The 19,441-nt window shown below is 36.2% G+C and carries 15 protein-coding genes and 1 other RNA gene; 8 read left to right on the top strand and 8 right to left on the bottom strand.

All coding sequences use genetic code 11. The features are described 5' to 3' along the window. The 4 genes from ACK4R1_RS07225 to ACK4R1_RS07210 all read left to right on the top strand — a co-directional run bounded on the left by ACK4R1_RS07225 (position 1) and on the right by ACK4R1_RS07210 (position 6,252). Positions 1-735, top strand: a complete 735-nt coding sequence (locus ACK4R1_RS07225) for a prolipoprotein diacylglyceryl transferase (RefSeq protein ID WP_409685148.1) — start codon at positions 1-3, stop codon at positions 733-735. Next, positions 728-2,116, top strand: coding sequence for a radical SAM protein (locus ACK4R1_RS07220; RefSeq protein WP_409685146.1), 1,389 nt, complete (start codon positions 728-730; stop codon positions 2,114-2,116). The genes ACK4R1_RS07225 and ACK4R1_RS07220 overlap by 8 nt, the downstream gene beginning before the upstream one ends. 2 nt (positions 2,117-2,118) lie before the next feature. Further along, positions 2,119-2,331, top strand: a complete 213-nt coding sequence (locus ACK4R1_RS07215) for a hypothetical protein (protein ID WP_409685144.1) — start codon at positions 2,119-2,121, stop codon at positions 2,329-2,331. A 717-nt stretch (positions 2,332-3,048) separates the two neighbouring features. Further along, positions 3,049-6,252 carry a reprolysin-like metallopeptidase gene (locus ACK4R1_RS07210; RefSeq protein WP_409685141.1) on the top strand — a complete coding sequence of 1,068 codons (3,204 nt, stop codon included), beginning with the start codon at positions 3,049-3,051 and terminating at the stop codon, positions 6,250-6,252. Positions 6,253-6,311: 59 nt separating this feature from the next. On the opposite strand, the gene ACK4R1_RS07205 is transcribed toward ACK4R1_RS07210, so the two are convergent. Beyond that, entirely contained in the window at positions 6,312-8,228 is a 1,917-nt protein-coding gene (locus ACK4R1_RS07205; protein ID WP_409685138.1) for a T9SS type A sorting domain-containing protein, read from the bottom strand. A gap of 295 nt (positions 8,229-8,523) precedes the next feature. Between ACK4R1_RS07205 and ACK4R1_RS07200 the strand changes: the two genes are divergently transcribed. Continuing rightward, a complete protein-coding gene (locus ACK4R1_RS07200; RefSeq protein WP_409685135.1) occupies positions 8,524-9,933 on the top strand; it encodes a TlpA family protein disulfide reductase in 1,410 nt (469 codons plus the stop codon). Between the two features lie 109 nt (positions 9,934-10,042). Here the strand turns inward: ACK4R1_RS07200 and fsa are convergent, their stop codons facing one another. The 4 genes from fsa to ffs all read right to left on the bottom strand — a co-directional run bounded on the left by fsa (position 10,043) and on the right by ffs (position 12,994). Next, positions 10,043-10,699 (bottom strand): fructose-6-phosphate aldolase, encoded by a 657-nt coding sequence (gene fsa, locus ACK4R1_RS07195; protein WP_409685132.1) that lies wholly within the window; start codon positions 10,697-10,699, stop codon positions 10,043-10,045. A gap of 146 nt (positions 10,700-10,845) precedes the next feature. Further along, the gene (locus tag ACK4R1_RS07190) at positions 10,846-11,649 is read right to left on the bottom strand and encodes an SDR family oxidoreductase (protein WP_409685129.1); all 804 of its coding nucleotides are present in this window, start codon (positions 11,647-11,649) and stop codon (positions 10,846-10,848) included. A gap of 135 nt (positions 11,650-11,784) precedes the next feature. Then, positions 11,785-12,783, bottom strand: a complete 999-nt coding sequence (locus tag ACK4R1_RS07185) for an enolase C-terminal domain-like protein (RefSeq protein WP_409685126.1) — start codon at positions 12,781-12,783, stop codon at positions 11,785-11,787. A 112-nt stretch (positions 12,784-12,895) separates the two neighbouring features. Beyond that, positions 12,896-12,994: signal recognition particle sRNA small type (ffs, locus tag ACK4R1_RS07180), an RNA gene on the bottom strand. Between the two features lie 85 nt (positions 12,995-13,079). Here ffs and ACK4R1_RS07175 point away from each other — a divergent pair. Continuing rightward, positions 13,080-14,129, top strand: a complete 1,050-nt coding sequence (locus ACK4R1_RS07175) for a glutaminyl-peptide cyclotransferase (protein ID WP_409685123.1) — start codon at positions 13,080-13,082, stop codon at positions 14,127-14,129. A gap of 131 nt (positions 14,130-14,260) precedes the next feature. After that, the gene (locus ACK4R1_RS07170; protein ID WP_409685120.1) at positions 14,261-14,950 is read left to right on the top strand and encodes a carboxypeptidase-like regulatory domain-containing protein; all 690 of its coding nucleotides are present in this window, start codon (positions 14,261-14,263) and stop codon (positions 14,948-14,950) included. 71 nt (positions 14,951-15,021) lie between these two features. Here the strand turns inward: ACK4R1_RS07170 and ACK4R1_RS07165 are convergent, their stop codons facing one another. Both ACK4R1_RS07165 and ACK4R1_RS07160 read right to left on the bottom strand, forming a co-directional pair. Continuing rightward, a complete protein-coding gene (locus ACK4R1_RS07165; protein ID WP_409685117.1) occupies positions 15,022-15,609 on the bottom strand; it encodes a hypothetical protein in 588 nt (195 codons plus the stop codon). A gap of 120 nt (positions 15,610-15,729) precedes the next feature. Beyond that, positions 15,730-16,455, bottom strand: a complete 726-nt coding sequence (locus ACK4R1_RS07160) for a bacteriorhodopsin-like (protein WP_409685114.1) — start codon at positions 16,453-16,455, stop codon at positions 15,730-15,732. A 112-nt stretch (positions 16,456-16,567) separates the two neighbouring features. Here ACK4R1_RS07160 and ACK4R1_RS07155 point away from each other — a divergent pair, with 112 nt between their 5' ends. Beyond that, positions 16,568-17,452 (top strand): Brp/Blh family beta-carotene 15,15'-dioxygenase, encoded by an 885-nt coding sequence (locus ACK4R1_RS07155; RefSeq protein WP_409685111.1) that lies wholly within the window; start codon positions 16,568-16,570, stop codon positions 17,450-17,452. Between the two features lie 78 nt (positions 17,453-17,530). Here ACK4R1_RS07155 and dnaK read toward each other — a convergent pair whose 3' ends face one another. Next, on the bottom strand, positions 17,531-19,417 hold the full coding sequence (gene dnaK, locus ACK4R1_RS07150; RefSeq protein ID WP_409685108.1) for a molecular chaperone DnaK: 1,887 nt from the start codon (positions 19,415-19,417) through the stop codon (positions 17,531-17,533). Between the last annotated feature and the right edge of the window lie 24 nt (positions 19,418-19,441).

The raw sequence follows: 19,441 nt of genomic DNA, 5'->3' as shown, positions 1-19,441 counted from the left end.
ATGACCTTTCCTTTTCAATTCAATCTTTTTGGCGATGCGGTAAATCTTCATATTATATTTGAGACGTTGGCTTTTTTTATTGGCGTTCGTTTATATTACCATTTAAAGAAAGGAATTGCCGACCCGATATCAGATATCAATCGCCTTTGGATTATGCTGGGCGCAATGATAGGCGCATTGATAGGTTCGAGAGTAATTGCGATGCTCGAAACACCTTCGGAAATATGGCAGCAAACATGGCTGACCTTTTACCAAAACAAAACAGTTGCCGGTGGTTTTCTCGGCGGATTGTTTGGTGTGGAAGCGATGAAGAAAATCATTGGTGTCAAAACCGCTTCGGGCGATATTTACGTGATTCCGATTATTGTAGCGGTTTTTATTGGTCGCATTGGATGCTTTTCGATGGGTGTTACTGAGGCTACTTATGGTGTGGAAACCCATTTTATTTTCGGAATGGATTTAGGCGATGGGAAACTCCGACATCCGGTAGCGCTTTATGAAATGGCTTATATGGTGCTGCTTTTTGTTCTGTTTCGAAAGATAAAACACAAGACTATGCTTAACGGTGACCGATTCAAACTGTTTATGGTGTTGTACTTTTTGTACCGCTTTTTAGTGGAATTTATCAAACCTTATCATCCGTTATTTTTAGGAATGAGCAGCATTCATTGGAGTGCGCTTTTCCTTTTTGCTTATTATTATAAATTCATTTTAAGACTGATACGCTATGCCTAATAGAGATTATATTTACTACGACTATACCAAAAGCCTTTGTCCGGAATGTTTGCATACCATTGACGCCAAGATTGTCTTTCAAGACGATAAGGTTTGGATGCTCAAACACTGCAAAACCCACGGCGATAGTAAGGTAATGATAGCCGATGATGTAGAATACTACCGCCAAATTCGCAACTACAACAAGCAATCGGAAGTGCCTTTGAAGTTCAATACCAAAGTGCATTACGGCTGTCCGTACGACTGTGGTTTGTGCACCGATCATGAGCAACATTCGTGTTTGTCGATTGTAGAAGTGACTGACCGCTGTAATTTGGCTTGCCCAACGTGTTATGCGAGTTCGGGTCCGAATTACGGCAACCACCGAACCTTAGAAGAAATTGAAAAGATGTTCGACATTATCGTAGCCAATGAAGGCGAACCCGATGTGGTACAAATATCAGGTGGCGAACCGACCGTGCATCCTCAGTTCTTTGAGATTTTAGACATCGCTAAAAGCAAACCCATACGCCATTTGATGTTGAATACCAATGGCATTCGCATTGCCAAAGACATTTCGTTTGTAGAAAAACTGGCTTCCTACATGCCCGATTTTGAAATCTATTTACAATTCGACAGTTTCAAACCCGAGGTTTTAGAGAAACTCCGTGGTGAAGATTTGACAGAAGTTCGTAAAAAAGCCATTGCGAATTTAAACCAATTCAACCTTTCAACTACCTTGGTTATCACTTTGCAAAAGGGTGAAAACGATGATGAAATCGGAAAAATATTGGAGTATGCCGTACAACAAAAATGTGTGCGCGGCGTGACGTTCCAACCAACCCAAGTAGCCGGACGAAATGACAATTATGATGACCACCAAGGCCGAATTACTTTGACAGAAGTTCGCAGAAAAATCTATGAGCAATATCCGATATTCACCCCTCAGGATTTGATTCCGGTGCCTTGTAATCCCGATGCTTTGTGTATGGCGTATGCTTTGAAAATTGATGGCGAAATCATGCCGATGACCAACTTAATCAACCCGGAAGACTTGTTGAACAATTCGAAAAACACCATCGTTTTTGAAAACGACGAGAAGTTGAAAAACCACATGCTCAATTTGTTTAGCACCGGCATTTCGGTAGATTGTGCTGAAGAAGAATTCGGAGAATTGATGTGTTGCTTGCCACGAGTGAAATCGGACAGTTTACATTATGAAAATCTTTTTCGTATTATTATCATGAATTTCATGGATGCGCATGATTTTGATGTGCGAGCGGTTAAAAAATCTTGTGTGCACATAGTAGACAAAAGAGGTAAGATTGTTCCGTTTGAAACGATGAACTTGTTTTACCGAGACAATAAGATAGACGAAATCAGAAAAGAGTTAAACTTTTAGTTATGGGGAATGTATTTTTGATGTCGAACTTTTGGGGACAAGTACTTGTATTGATACTCATCTTGAGCCCGATTGTTTTTGTCATCGGTATAATTTTAGCGGCTTTTTCCAAAGGCACCCGAAAAGTTGGTGTAAAATTAATCATCGGTTCAGTCATCGCATTTATCATTGGCTTCGGGACTTGTATGGCTAGTATGAGCTCGGGCGGTATCTAATTTAATATATTAATTTTTATAAAAGATGATAATTGTATTATTAGTAATGGCCGTACTAATGTTCCTAAGCAGCATTGCTTTTTTAATAGGACTTTATAAAATTATATTTGATAAGGAAGATAAAGAATTTGGAATAAAACTACTAACCTATTCGGTTATTATTTTCATCATCGGATTTGGAAGTTGTTATGCGTTTTCGATATAATAAAAAATGAACCTTGTCTTTTGTATTCATTTTCTGTAATCAATATATTACTTATTTTTAAAATAGTTGCATTTCAACGGTAAAATTGATATTTAACAGATTAATATTATTTTTCTGATAGTGATTTTCAGAATATCAGTTATACACTGCCCTTAGCAGGTAATCAATTGTAAGATAAAAGATTACTCTTCTATTTTCTAAAAAACATTAACAAACAATTGTCGAAAAAAAATACACGAAAAATGAGGCTCATTTGAATCGAAATACTATTTTCGCCTCCGTTAGAATTACCAAAAAAATCACTCCACGCCATTCCATTTAATTTATTGAAACAAACTGTAGTTTTTATCTTAAAGCTACTAGAATTTCTTTGTTTTAATTTGCGTAAAATGTAGTATTTTATCTATTATGTAAGATAAAATAATGTATTTAATCGATTTTTTTGTGTTTTTTATCGAACAATTTAACAGTTGCTCCTAAATTTGAAATGGATTTAACCTAAACTATGTATTATGAAAAGATTACTCTCTATTACCTTATTGGTAGTCAGTAGTTTTGCTATGGCTCAAAGCAGCAAAACCATTTGGAAAGTAAATGCCGGCACGGAAATCAACAGAAAGTCCAGCAATGCTAACCTACCCGAAAAAAGTCTTTATGACTTAGACCTAACAGCATTACAAGATATCCTAGCTACTTCGCCTAAAAGGACTACTACAGTTCGTACTTCTAATACCTTAATTTCACTGCCTAATGCCGAGGGTGTTTTTGAAAACTTCAGGGTTTATGAAAACCCAGTCATGGCAGAAGAATTAGCCGCGAATTATCCGGACATTAAATCATATTTGGCTGTTGGTGTTGAAAACCCGAGTGCCAAAGTGTATTTTAGTTTATCGCCTTTGGGCTTTAAATCGATGACATTGCTACCAGGAAAACAAGCTGTTTTTATTGAACCTTTAACCACTGATTTGATCACTTATACTGTTTATCAAAAATCAGATTATGTTAACTCTTTGAGTAAAATGGAATGTAAAGTTATTGATGAAGCTATAAGCAGCATTGATAATTCGGGCGAAATGGCCAGACCTAATGCTGATGATGCTAAATTAAGAACTTTCAGATTGGCTATGTCTTGTACGGGTGAATATGCGGCTTATTTTGGAGGAACCAAATTATTGGCATTGGCCGGAATGAACAATACTTTGACAAGAGTTAACGGTATTTTTGAAACTGATTTCGGATTGAGATTGGTTCTTATTGCCAATAATGACAATGTAATTTACACTAATGCTGCTACAGATCCTTATTCAGATTACACCAGTATGTCGAGTTGGAATTCACAACTACAATCTACATTAACCAATGTAATTGGAGAAGCCCACTATGACATAGGTCATTTATTAGGTGGAACCGGTGGTGGCGGAAATGCAGGTTGCATTGGCTGTATTTGTGTGAATGGTTCTAAAGGAAAAGGCTATACTTCGCCTTCCAATGGTATACCGGCCGGAGATTTCTTTGATATTGATTATGTAGCGCACGAAATTGGTCACCAATTGGGAGCCAATCATACTTTTACCCATGTGAATGAAACGGGAACCGGTGCACAAATGGAACCGGGTAGCGGCTCAACCATTATGAGTTATGCCGGTATTACTACAAAAGACATACAGCGTCATTCAGATCCTTATTTTCATGCCATCAGTATTCAGCAAGTGACTAATAATATTAAAAATAAGATTGCTCACATTACAACTGCAACCGGAAATAGCGTACCGGTAGTGAATGCAGGATTAGATTATACTATTCCGAAAGGCACTCCTTTTATGCTTACCGGAAATGCTACAGATGCTAATGGCGATTTATTGACCTATACTTGGGAAGAAATGGATTTAGGAAATTCGACCACTGCTACTCCTTCGGCAACTGCTACAGCAGGTCCGGTGTTTAGATCGTTTCCTCCAACAACTTCTCCTACGAGATATTTTCCAAGAATGGCAACTGTTTTGAGCGGACAAACCACCACAGCAGGTACTGAAATTCCTTGGGAAGTTTTACCAAACGTAGCCAGAACTTTAAATTTCAGATTGACCGTCCGCGATAATAGAACCGGCGGACCATCCAATAATAGTGATGATGTTATTCTTACCGTAAACGGAACAGCCGGTCCTTTTACTGTAAACTCGCCTAATTCGGCCGTAACTTATAGCGGTGGAAGCACACAAACTATAACTTGGAATGTTGCCGGAACTACTGCTAATGGTATTAATTGTGCTAATGTAGATATCTTGTTATCAACTGACGGTGGCCAAACTTTTCCTATTACCTTATTAGCTGCCACACCAAATGATGGCACTCAGAATGTGACCATTCCTAACATAGCAGGAAACACCAACAGAATTATGATTAAAGGAAGTAACCATATTTTCTTTGATGTCTCTAATGCTAATTTTACCATTACTAGCGGTACTGTAGCAGCAGATTCCATTGCTCCGGTTGTGGCTTCTTTATCAGCATCGGGAACGACCGCTTCCTCTACAAATCTATCTTGGTCAGCTTCTGATAATGTTGGTGTAATTGGTTATGACATCTATCAAAATGGCGGATACAAAGCCTCTACCACAAATACAACATATACCATGAGTGGTTTGTCATCATTGACCTCATACAGCTATTATGTAATTGCTAAAGATGCAGCCGGAAATGCTTCAGTTGCGAGTAATACGGTTACTATAATCACACTTTCTTTGGCAGACACAGTAGCGCCTTCATCGCCTACCTTAGCTGCTTCAGGTACAACGTCAAATTCAACCAATCTTTCTTGGTCGACAGCAACTGATAATGTTGGCGTAACCGGTTATGATGTTTATCAAAATGGCAATTTAATTGCTTCAACCGCTACCACAAACTATACTGTTAATGGGCTAAATCCTGCAACGGCTTATCAATTTAATATAAGAGCCAAAGATGCCGCAGGAAACGCATCGCCTAGTAATTTGGTTACTATTACAACCTTATCTAATGTGATTTCGTACTGTAACTCGAGAGGCAATAGCACCAGCAGAGAATATATAAACCGAGTGCAAATGGGTTCTATCGATAATCTTTCGGGAAATAATAACGGTTATGGAGATTTTACCTCTTTGTCTACAAGTTTGGCTTTAAATTCAACTACTATCATCTCTATAACACCAACTAAAGCGAGTACAAGTTTAGCGGAAGCTTATCGTGTATGGATTGATTTTAATCAGGATGGTGATTTTAATGATGCAGGCGAACAAGTGATTAATCAATCTAAATCGAAATTAACCTCAATAAGTGGAAAAATAACGGTTCCTTCAACAGCACTTCTAGGAGCTACCCGAATGAGAGTTTCTATGAAAAATAACGCTTTCCCTACTGCTTGCGAAACATTTGCTTATGGAGAAGTTGAAGATTACACTGTAATCATTTCAGCAACAGGAAGATTAGAAGAAGAAGAAATAATGGTGGCCAAACCCGCTTTAAAGTTGTACCCAAATCCGGTTACGGGAGACGTTTTGAACATCTTAAATCTTGAAAACAAGGCCAGTTATAGAATCTTTAACTTATTGGGACAAGAAATGGACAACAGTACTATTGAAAATGATATGATTACTGTGAGTTCTTTAAAATCAGGCACCTATCTAATTGAAATAATCGATGGTGATAGTCGAACTACAAAGCGATTTATCAAACAATAAATATTTATAAAAACAAAAGCCTCACTTATAATAAGTGAGGCTTTTGCTTCAACCCAATTTTATTCGGTTATTAAAATTATTTTTTTGGTTACCTCTCTGTCAGAGGTAAGTCTTATGAAGTAGACTCCCGCTCTAAGATTGGTTCCATTGATATTTACTGAATATTTTTCATTGGCTTCTAAATTGCCTTTGAAAACTGTATTAACCAATTGTCCGCTGATATTATAAACATCAACGACCACTTTTGACGAATAATTTAGTGTCATTTCTAAAGTTGAATTGCCTCTGATCGGATTAGGATAAATCAACATATTGGTTTTTGTAGAACCTTCTCCAATGACATCAGCAACATTTTTAGAAACATCAACACAAGGACAAACTAAATAACCCTGATTGACATTAACTCCATTATAGTTATTGTTGACACTATCAATTGCGTTATTGATTTGATCCGGAGTATATGGAGATGCGCCACCGCCTAAAACAGTATTAGCAATTGCCAATAATTGATTTACTGTTAATCCGGCAAAAGGCCCAGATCCTACTATCAGATCTCCTAATAGCGTTGGTGAAGGAGAAAAGTTTGGATTAGATGCATCAAAAGCTACAGAAAGTGTTAAAGCAACTGTTTGTCCGGCCAAAACATTGTTATAGGTTTTGGTGGTTGGATTAATCATAGTACCCGGATTTAAAGCTCTCGCTGTTGATCCTGATGGCAAGAAAGCCTGAACAGCAGCGGCTGTAGTGAGTTTCAAGAATCTAGAACCTGAACCAATAGTCAATCCGGCAGGGAAATTAGCGACAAAATTATTTTTTAAATAACAACCCCAGTTATTACCGGAACATTTGGCCCCATAGCCACCCATGGTGACTGTTGTAAAGCCTTCACATGGCAAGGTTACCAGCGTCACACTTCCTGAAACTGTACAATCATTTTCATCGGTGATAGTGACAGTCCAAGTGCCTTCTGTTAAAGTAGCAGTTTGGGTAGTTTGAACCGGATTGGTATTCCAACTATAAGAGTACTCACCAGTACCTCCTGTTACATTAGCAGTTGCCGAACCGGAGCCGCCGTAGCAAGTTATGTCTTCTTTATCGATTGTTAAAAGTAATGCATCAGGTTGTGTTATCTCAATAGTAGGATCACTTGAACCGGAATTTCCGGCACTATCATTAACGGCAACTATATAAGTACCTGCTGCTAAACCACTAAAAGTATAAAATGGATCATTTGTTACCGCCACCTGAACATTATCGAGGAAATAAGTATAAGGTGCTGTTCCTCCTGATGTTGAAATGGTAATGCTTCCATTGGCTTCTCCAAAACATACTACATTAGTAGAGGTTATGGTAAAATCAAATCGTTGACAATTTGGACAAGGATCACAGTCTAAATACCCATTGTCTGTATCTCCTCCGACATAGTTTTCATTAATTGCTGTTGCCGTTTCGTTTAAGCCGTTTAAATCTCCGGGAGCACAACCTCCAATAATATCATTGGCCAATGCTAAAAATTCTGCCACGGTCATTCCTGCGTGTGGACCACTCAAAATTTCAAGATCGGCAAAACTGTCTCCGCTACTTGAAAAATTGGGATCATAGGCATCAAAGCCAACCGCTAAAGTCACACCTATCAACTGAGAGGCAAGTGTATTACTCACATCAGAAGACATTGGGTTTACAAGAGCTCCGGATAATAATGATGATGTTCCGCCCGAAGGTAAAAAATTCTGAACCGCCAAAGAAGACGTTAATGTTATGGTATTGCTACCACATCCAATTGTTAAACCGTTAGGAAAGGCACCATTAAAATTGGCATTGCGATAACAACCGGGATTACCTCCATTACATGCTGTTCCCCATCCACCGATGGTAAACGTTTTGAATTGTCCTTCACAATTCTCGACTTGACCAAAAGTGCTTCCCAAATTAAAAAATAAGGCAAACACAAAACAAAAAAATAATTTTGCTTTCATTTTTAAAAAAATTAAGTTAGAATTAAAAAAAATGGTCTGAAAATTTGGGGATAATTGAATACACAAATTTACAATCAGTTGATTATAATTGTTCTAACACTCGACAAAACAACTAATTTTATCGCCCAACGGTAATTATATCAAATAATTGTAAACATTAAAAAAATAAGACTTTTAGTTTTATAATAATTATCTTAGACAATTAAATCCAATCGGGATGACAGTTTACATTTAACTAATGGTTAACAGTAAAATCCAAATCATCTGAATATTTTTGTTTACTAGTTTCTATTCAATGCACACTTACAGAAATTTAAAAGTTTTTGCTTTACTTATCCCTTTCCTTACGCTTTTGAGTTCGTGTAAAAACGAATTTAAAGGAAATGACTATGTTGCCTATTTTGGTGGGGAAATTGTCAATCCAAATAGTCAATATGTACTTTTTTGCAAAGACAATGAAGTGATAGATTCTATTAAGTTGGATAAAAACAACCGATTCTTTGTACAATTCGATTCTTTAGCTCCGGGTTTATATACTTTCAAACACGAACCCGAATACCAGTATGTTTATTTTGATAAAAATGACAGTTTGATGGTGCGTGTCAATACCAGAGATTTTGACAATTCTGTGGTTTTTTGTGGTCGTGGCGATCAGAAAAATAACTTTCTCATGGAGCAATATTTGAAAAATGAGAAAGACAAGAACAGACTTTTTGAAGCTTTTGATTATGACATTGATCAATTTACCAAAGCTATTGATTCTTCTTATGCAATAGCTACAAAATTTTACACGCGCAAAAAAGAAGAACTCAAATGGAATGATAATTTTGATGTTTATGCTAAAGCCGCGTTAGATTTTCCTTATTATACCAGAAGAGAATTATACCCTATGGTACATAAGATTAGAACCGGAAAAGATGTATATGAAAAGATTCCAACTGATTATTACAATTTTAGAAAGAAAATAGATTGTAATAATGTGGCACTGTCCTCCTATTCACCATTTGTAATGTATCTGTCGCACATGCTGAATAACATGGGTTCTATTAACTATCACAATCATTTTACCGAAGTTGACTTGGCGCTGAAAACCAATGTCAACAAAATGAATATTGCTGACACGCTGATTAAAAACGAAAAGGTAAAAAACACTATTTTAAACAACATCGCTTTTACTTATTTGTTAGAAGATCAAAATATGGTAAATAACCAAACCTTTTTGGATACTTATCATAAAATATCTACCGACAAGAGTCAGAAAAATGAAATTACCAAAATTGGAAATGCCATTCAGCTGCTAAAGGCCGGAAGTAAACTCCCAGAAGTGACGCTTTTAGATCGCAATGGTAATAAAATAAGCTCTGATACATTTACCAATAAAAAAACAGTGATTTTCTTTTGGACCGCCAATGCATTATCGCATCTGAAAGCCGTTCACAAAAAAATAATTGGTTTTCAAAAATTACATCCTGAGTATCAGTTTATAGGAATCAACATCAATGATACGCAAGACGAGTGGAAGAGTTTATTGAAAAAATATAAATTTGACAGCATAACAGAGTTAAGATGTACCGATTTTGAAGATATTAAGTCCAAATGGGTGATTACCAAAATCCACCGAACTATTATCTTAGGTGATAACGGCACTATTAAAAACGCCTTTACTAATATATTTGAGTTGAACTTTGAAGAGGAATTGAAATAGACAACTGATATTGTAGACTTTTAAATTGTTAGATAAAAAAAGCGTCCCGAAAAAATCGGGACGCTTTTTTTATGATTAGTCAGTGACTGAAAACTGCGACTGAGACTAACTATTGGTTTCCTTTTGCATAATCGGCTAAGAACTGTGCTAAGCCTAAATCAGTTAAAGGGTGTTTTAATAATCCTGTGATGGATGATAATGGTCCGGTCATTACATCGGCACCAATTTTAGCACAATTGACCACGTGCATAGTATGACGAATAGAAGCGGCTAAGATTTGCGTTTCAAAAGCGTAGTTGTCATAAATATCGCGAATCTCTTGAATCAAAGCCAAACCATCGGTAGAAATATCATCTAATCTTCCTAAGAATGGTGATACGTATGTCGCTCCTGCTTTCGCAGCTAACAAAGCTTGACCTGCTGAAAATACTAAAGTTACATTGGTTTTAACCCCTTTATCTGAGAAGTATTTACAAGCTCTAACACCATCTTTGGTCATTGGTAATTTCACCACGATTTGGTCGTGTAAATCAGCTAATTCTTCACCTTCTTTGATCATCCCTTCGTAATCAGTTGCGATTACTTCGGCACTTACATCACCGTCTACGATTTTACAAATGTCAACATAATGTTTTAAAATGTTGTTTTTTCCGGTGATTCCTTCTTTGGCCATCAATGACGGATTGGTGGTTACACCATCAAGAACACCAAGTCCTTGTGCTTCTCTAATCTCGTTTAAGTTGGCCGTGTCAATAAAAAATTTCATAATGTATTGTTTATGTGTGTAAAAAAGTTGTGTTTTTGATTTTCGTGGTGCAAAGTTACATTTTATTTTTAAGTAACTGAGTGCCTAGGTTACTAAGTTGCTGAGTTTTTTTACTCCGTAACTCAGCGTCTCAGACACTCAGTAACTCATAACTTATAGTGCTTCATCAACATACTCTCATAAATCCTATCCGGTAAAATTCGTTTCAAAACAATGGAAAACTTTTGCATAAACGCGCCGACTTTGTAATGCAATTTCGGATTCTTATCGTTGATGATTTGGTAAATTGCCATCGCCATTTCATTAGGATTACTGCCGCTGTCAACATGCTCATCCATTTGTTTTAATGTATTGCCATAAGTTGTTTCATAGGCCGAACCTGAAATAACCGGCGCGTGATATCTACCGGAAGCAATGTTGGTAGCAAAGTCGCCCGGTGCGACATTTACCATATTGATTCCGAATGATTTTACTTCCATACTAATCGCTTCGGTAATGATTTCTAAAGCACCTTTTGACGCCGAATACACGCCACGATAAGGCAATCCCATGTAACCGGCAATAGACGTAATATTGATAATTAAGCCTGAGTTTTGTTCGCGCATTTGAGGTAAAACCGCTTTGATGACTTCTATGGGTCCGAAGAAGTTGGTTTCAAAATTGCTCTTGATTTCTTGCGTAGGAATTTCTTCTAACGGACCGGTAATACCAACGCCGGCGTTGTTGATAACGACATCGATTCGCTTTGACATTGTGATTACTTTTTCAACGGCGAGTTGAATACTTTCGGTATTACGAACATCTAAAGCAATTAACGGAAATAACGAATTGGTAATTCTCTCAGGATTACGACTGGTTCCATAAACGGTAAAACCTTTATGAAATAAAAATTCCCCTATCGCCTTGCCTATACCCGAAGAACCTCCGGTGATTAAAACTACTTTGCTCATGTTTTAAAAGATAAAAGAAAAAAGATAAAAGAAAATAGAATAAAGAGAATAGACTAAACCCTTGCTCTATATTCTATATTCTATACTCTATTTTCTATTTTCTATATTCTATTCAATCGATAAAGATAAATGCTTTTAATTTAACTTGATACCCAATCCGTGATTTTTACTTAGCTGAACTTTTCCGTTGACAATCTGACTTCCTTTGGCGATGTCGTTGGCGATTAAATTGGCTCCGTCTAAATCGGCGTAATCGCACAATGGTGCTAAAACCGCTCCGGCCGAAATACCGACTGTTGATTCGGTCATGCAGCCTATCATGATTTTAAAATTTAGTTTTCGCGCTCCAGCAATCATTTCCAAAGCTGGTGTTAATCCGCCACATTTGACCAGTTTGATATTAATGCTTTTATAATGAGGCACCAAATCTTTTAAAACCGAAATATCTTGACAATCTTCATCTGCCATCCAATTGGCGTATTGATTCGAATGCAAAACGGAATAGTTCTCCACTCCTGTTTTCATGGGTTGTTCCAAATAAGTAAATTTAGCGACAAGCGAATTATTTTCGAGCCAAAGACATTCTTCAGAAGTAAAACTTCCGTTGGAATCTAAAGCGATGTTTTTATCTAACAGAAGAAGTTTTAGCATATCGCTTTCGCTGAAATGGTTGAATTTGACCTTGAATTTGTTCCAAGCAGATTGTTCTATTTTCTTCATTTGATTTTCGACTGAGTCAACACTAATCGTGATGGAAGATTCGGGAAGTTGGTTGTAATGGATTTGGTTGAGTTCTAAAAAGCTTTGTTGTTCTAATTTTCCAAACAAATCCCAATAAGCACAATCGAGTGCGGAACGCAAAAAACTCGGTAAGTTAAGCGTTAGCAGAAAAGTGTAAAACTCAGTTGGATGTAATGGTTTTTGGCTTTCAATTTGGGCTTTTACTTTGGTTAAAATGATTTCAAAATCGGATAAATTGATGTTGTAATAATCTATTGAGGTACATTCGCCATACCCTTTTTCACCATGACTTTGCAACGTAACGATTAAAGCTTCTCTGAAAGTATAATTTCCATAAGCGATGGCAAATGTTTCTTTGAGGTTGAATTTTACTATTTGCCAGGATAAAACCATATCATGTAAAAATAAAAAATCCGAAACAAAGTTCGGACAAAATTCTAATCTTTTTGGAAAGCATTCTGAGCGAACACATCAAACTAACGAAGTAAACAAGTTCAGAATAAAAAAATGGCAAGCGACCTACATCGCACCGCTACAACCGCATACCTTTGCTATGTTCCCATCCTGGAGGATTTTGCAGGAGCTGGTCGTGTAGGACTTGCCGGTGCAAATATACAATCTTTTTATTTTTTTGCAAGAATTTAAGAGCAATATAAATATATTTGTGAGTGAAAAATTAATTCCAAAAAATGAAAGTTTATAACCTATTCATAACCACTTTTTTAGCCTTAAACATCGTTGGTTGCGGTGATAGTCAAAAAGACAAAGAAGGCTTTTTCAGCTTTGATGAAAGCAACTTAAAATCGATGTATACTACCAATGATAAAGTTGACTTTACTCTATTGAACAATAACAACAAAAACATTGATAGCGTAGTTTACTATGCAAATAATGAAAGAATAACTGCGGTAAAAGGGAATGGGAAATTCACTTTGGATTTGAACGGAAAAAAATTGGGATACCAAAGAATTAAAGCTTTGGTTCATTTTGAAGGCGATACGATTTCAACTTCTACCCGTGTGGAAGTTGCAGCTGTTATTGCTCCGAAACTATTAAAATATACAATTGTCAATACTTACGACCATGATGTAAATGCTTTTACTCAAGGTTATGAATTTTATAAAGATACTTTAATCGAAAGTACGGGACGTGAAGGAAGCTCTTATGTAGCCAAAACCGATTACAAGACCGGAAAGATCTTTAAAAAAACCGATTTAAATCAGCAATACTTTGGCGAAGGCATTACAGTTCTTAATGATAAAATTTATCAGTTAACTTGGCAAAATGCTGAAGGATTTATTTATGATGCCAAAACATTGAAACCCATCAAATCTTTTCAATACGATAAAAAAATTGAAGGTTGGGGTTTGACTAATGACGGAAAATATCTTTATCAGTCAGACGGAACAGAAAAGATTTGGAAAATGGATCCTGAAACCCAAAAACTCATCGATCATGTTAACGTTTATACGAATGACAGTAAAATAAAAAGTGTCAACGAAATTGAATGGATCAACGGAAAAATTTATGGTAATATTTGGCAGAAAGATGCGATTGCTGTGATTAACCCGCAAACCGGCGCTGTTGAAGCAGTATTGGAATTGTCTGCTTTGAGAGCCAAAGTAACCAATCCGGAAGCAGAAGTTTTAAACGGAATTGCGTATCGCAAATCAACTAATACGATATTTGTAACCGGTAAGAATTGGAATAAAACCTTTGAAATTAAAGTAAATCAATAGATTTAATTAAACCGCGAATTCGCAAATTATTAACCAATCAAAATTTATAATTTGCGAATCTGCGGTATTTTTATTGCCTTCCTTCCAACCTTTTTGTCCATAACTGCCTCTTCAATATAAAAGGAAATCTTATGACAAATAAAATCAATATCTCAATCCCACAACCTTGCCATGAAAATTGGGAAGGAATGACAACCGTTGACAAAGGAAAATTTTGCGCTTCCTGTCAAAAAAAAGTGCACGACTTTACTAAAGCCAGCGACAGTGAAATCGTAACGGCTTATCAACAAAATCAAAATCTTTGCGGGCGATTTTTGAATACACAACTTGAGCGTGATTTGGTCAAACCGAATGAAAAAAGTTCAATGTGGTTAGCTACAACAGCTACTTTAATCAGTTTGATTGGTTTGGGAACACAGGAAAACTTTGCACAAGGCGGTGTTAAAATAGAACAAACCGATAAAAAAGTTTTAAGCGATTTTCCTGTTGATACTAAAAATGAAGAAATCGAAGTTTCCGGTGTTGTCAGCGATAGTATAGGACCATTGCCTGGGGCTAACATATTGATTAAAGGCACAACAAAAAGTAGTCAGGCTGATTTGGAAGGGAAATTTACAATACGAGCCAAAAAAGGAGATATTTTAGTTTTTACCTTCGTTGGATTTAATAATGTTACTGTTCCTGTCAATACCAATATTGTCAATGTCAAGATGAATAGCCACGGAGTCATATTAGAAGGCATGGTAATAGAGAGTCGTTTTTTTAAAAAACGCACCTTCTTCGGACGCATTTTCCAATCTATCGGCAATTGGTTTAGATAAAATTTAACCGCGAATTCGCAAATTATTAACCAATCAAAATTTATAATTTGCGAATTTGCGGCCTTTTTTATTTATTTCTTAGCGACATATTCCATTTTAGTAGCATCATAAACCAATTTATTTTCCTGTTTCTTACTTTTCTGAGTAACAGAACCATCAGCATTTAGGACGAATTCAAAACCATCTCTTCTGATTTTTTCTTGGGTTTCGGTAGCTGTTGTTCCGCCCAAAGAAACTATCTCAGTGATGTGATTGGTTGTTTGTGTATTTGAAAACACTTGTTTTTTATTGGTAATCTCATAAATCACCGAATAAACATTAGTTATGTCTTCTGTTTTTTTATTGGCTTTTATTTGCACGATTTCGGTCCAAGTCAATAAGTATAATTTGGTTCCGCTAGCCGTAAAAGAAGTCAGTTTGCAATTGGTTGGTTTGAAAGTAGCATCAACTGCTTTTACAATCATGGCGTCTTTTTCTTTACCGTTTTCGTTAATAGTTAGTTGGAAATTTTCTTTTTTAACTTCGGCTACTAAGTTGTCAACCTTTGCTAATCCTGCAGCGGCAGTTGTGCTTGGTTTCTTAGCTATTGGCTTTTTCTTTTGACTGTAAGCATTGATACTCAACATAGCGATTAACGCCAATAAAACGATTCTTTTCATTTGATACAATTTTGGTTTAAACAGAAATCGAATATACAAAATAATTGATTCGATGACTGTTAAATAAAAAAAGCCGCACCAATAAATCGGAACGGCTTTCGGCAATAAAACTAATAAAATTTAATCTTTTGTTGATTTTACGGCTAGGTTGTAGATAACTAAACCAAAGCCAATTTTATTGATAGCGTCGGCTATGTTATAAGCTACATCAACATTTCCTTTACCCAATAAACCGGTATACCAGCCGTCTGTTCCAAGCATGTATCCTAACGGATAAATAGCCCAGCCGACTAAAACAAACCAGCATAAAATTTTGTGAGCAGCAAGTACTTCACCTCCAGCTGATTTGGCTAATTTAGAAGCTTCACCTAACCAGATTTCATAAACAATTGCAAAATAAGCAATACCGGAAACTAATCCCCATAACCAAGCATTGGCCGGGTCAACGGCTTCTCCGAAGTAACCTGTAACTAACATTACCAAAGAATAAACAATCATTTTCCAAAGTAAAGATTGTTTTGCACCGGCAATTTTTAGGATTAAATAAAACTCTAAACACATCAATGGCACTGTGAGAACCCAGTCTACATAACGAAAGAAAGTTGGTGATTCACCGAAACTAGCCCAATAATCTCTCATGTAGAAATAATGCACCGCAGCAATAAAAGTAATTAAACCTGAAACTAAAACTGAAACACGCCATTTTTTATCAAACTGGCTTAAAGACAAAAAGAAAAATGCTGATGCAGCCATCATGGCCATGCATCCGATAAAAAAGGTAAAACCAACATAATCAGTTGGCAACATTTTCGCAATGAGCGATGAAGATAAAAGTAAATTTGTCATGATTAAATGTTTTAGATTATTTGTTTAACCAAAATTATGAAACAATAAACAAAATAAATAATACTGTTTAACAATTTTTATTTAACTTTAAACAAAATTAAAACGCAGTGGAATGACAAGTTCTAACAATTTCGGCATTGTTTTGAGTTTTTTTGGCCTATGGATTACCACTACTTTTTCTGTTGAATATCAACAAACTATTGGATTTGTAATTATATTCTTATTTGGAATACTGCATGGATCAAATGATTTACAATTGATTTCAAAAATAAATCACGAAAAAACAGCTACCATTGGCAAAAAAATATTGTTTTACTACATTGTCTTTGTTTTATTTGGAATTGTTTTGTTCTACAGTCTGCCTAAAATAGCCTTATTACTGTTTCTAATAGTCAGTGCATATCATTTTGGAGAACAGCATTGGAATATCTTAAATACTAAAAAGACGTCAAAAATCATAATTGCCTTTCAAACCACATATGGTCTTTTTATACTCTCACTACTTTTTAATTTTCATCAGGCAGAAGTTAGAAGAATCATTGAGCAAATAATTAATACGCCCATTACATTTGTCAATTTTACTTATTTCTTAATTTTTAATGGATTGCTACTACTTGTAAGTGGCTTATTATTGGTTAAAAGAAGTGCGAATTTCAAGGATGAAATATTGGTGAATATGGTCTATTTAATTTTATTTGGAATCATATTCCGAAACGCAAATTTGATTTGGGCTTTCGCCATTTACTTTATCATTTGGCATAGCTTACCCTCTATTAAAGAACAGATAAACTTTTTGTATGGAAGCTATTCTTTGAAAAACTTTATACGGTATTTTAAATCTGCTTTTGTGTACTGGATTTTATCGTTAATGGGTATTTTACTTCTTTACTTGTTATTTAAGGATCAAGAAATTTTTAAAGCACTATTCTTTTCTTTTTTGGCAGCAATAACCTTTCCGCATACTTTAGTCATCATGAAGATGCAAAACATTAAATAAAAGGAAGTTTAAATCACACCATAAAAAAAGTCGGACATCTGTCCGACTTTTTAATTATAGATAGGTATTCTAGAATTATTACTTTACTTCTTCGAATTCTACATCTTGAGTGTTATCCCCTTGAGATTCAGCTTGTGGCTGAGCTTCTTGCGCCTGACCTGCATCGCCTTGAGCATACATGGATTCGGTGGCAGTTTTCCAAGCGGCATTCACATTGTCTAACCCTTTTTGAATAGCTTCTAAATCTTGTGATTGGTGTGCCATTTTCAATTCGGTTAAAGCATATTCGATAGCCGTTTTGTGTTCGTCAGATAATTTTTCACCCAATTCTTTCAACTGACTTTCGGTTTGGAAAATCATACCGTCCGCTTCGTTTAATTTATCTGCTTTTTCTCTGGCTACTCTATCGCTTTCTGCGTTCATCTCGGCATCTTTTTTCATTCTTTCGATTTCTTCCGGAGTCAATCCTGAAGACGCCTCGATACGAATGTCATGAGATTTTCCAGTTCCTTTGTCAGTTGCAGAAACTTTGATGATACCATTGGCATCAATATCAAAAGTCACTTCAATTTGAGGAACACCTCTAGGTGCCGGTGGAATACCGTCTAAGTGGAAACGACCAATGGTTTTATTATCCGCAGCCATCGTTCTTTCTCCTTGGATTACGTGGATTTCAACACTTGGTTGGTTGTCCGCAGCCGTAGAGAATACTTGTGACTTTTTAGTTGGAATAGTCGTATTTGACTCAATTAATTTAGTCATTACGTTACCCATAGTTTCAATTCCTAATGATAAAGGTGTAACATCTAACAACAATACATCTTTTACATCACCGGATAAAACACCACCTTGAATAGCAGCTCCAATCGCTACTACTTCATCAGGATTAACTCCTTTTGATGGTTTTTTACCAAAGAATTTTTCTACTTGGTCTTGGATAACCGGGATTCTTGTAGAACCACCTACCAAAATTACTTCGTCGATATCAGAAACTGTTAAACCTGCATCTTTCAAAGCTTTGATAACCGGTTCCATAGAACGTTTTACTAAGCTTTCTGCCAATTGCTCGAATTTAGCACGAGTCAAAGTTTTCACTAAGTGTTTTGGTCCTGAAGCCGTAGCAGTAACGTATGGTAAGTTGATTTCTGTTTGTGTTGAAGATGACAACTCGATTTTAGCTTTCTCAGCAGCTTCTTTTAAACGTTGTAATGCCATTGGATCTTTACGCAAATCAACACCTTCTTCAGCATTGAATTCGTTAGCCATCCAATCGATGATTACTTGGTCAAAGTCATCTCCACCTAAGTGAGTATCACCATTAGTAGACAATACTTCGAAAACACCATCGCCTAATTCTAGAACAGAGATATCAAAAGTTCCTCCACCTAAATCATAAACAGCAATTTTTTGGTCTTTACCTTGTTTGTCTAATCCATAAGCTAATGCCGCAGCTGTTGGCTCATTGATGATACGCATTACTTTTAAGCCAGCAATTTCACCAGCTTCTTTGGTAGCCTGACGTTGTGCATCGTTAAAGTATGCCGGAACAGTGATTACTGCTTCGGTAACTGTATGACCTAAATAGTCCTCGGCTGTTTTTTTCATTTTTTGAAGTGTCATAGCTGACAATTCTTGTGGTGTGTACAATCTGCCGTCGATGTCAACACGTGGCGTGTCGTTATCTCCTTTTACTACTTTGTAAGCTACAGTTGAGGCTTCTTTAGCACTTTCTGTGTACTTGTTCCCCATAAAACGTTTAATAGACGCTATGGTTTTTGTTGGGTTTGTCACCGCTTGTCTTTTCGCAGGATCACCTACTTTAATTTCTCCACCTTCTACAAAAGCAATTACAGATGGTGTTGTTCTCTTACCTTCTGCGTTAGCAATTACAACTGGTTCTCCACCTTCCATAACGGCCACACAAGAGTTGGTTGTACCTAAGTCGATACCAATAATTTTTCCCATTTTTATTTTCTCCTTTTTAATTTA

It is taken from the genome of Flavobacterium sp. (genome assembly GCF_046293665.1).
Lineage (GTDB): Bacteria > Bacteroidota > Bacteroidia > Flavobacteriales > Flavobacteriaceae > Flavobacterium.
This window is presented reverse-complemented; position numbering and strand designations above follow the sequence as displayed.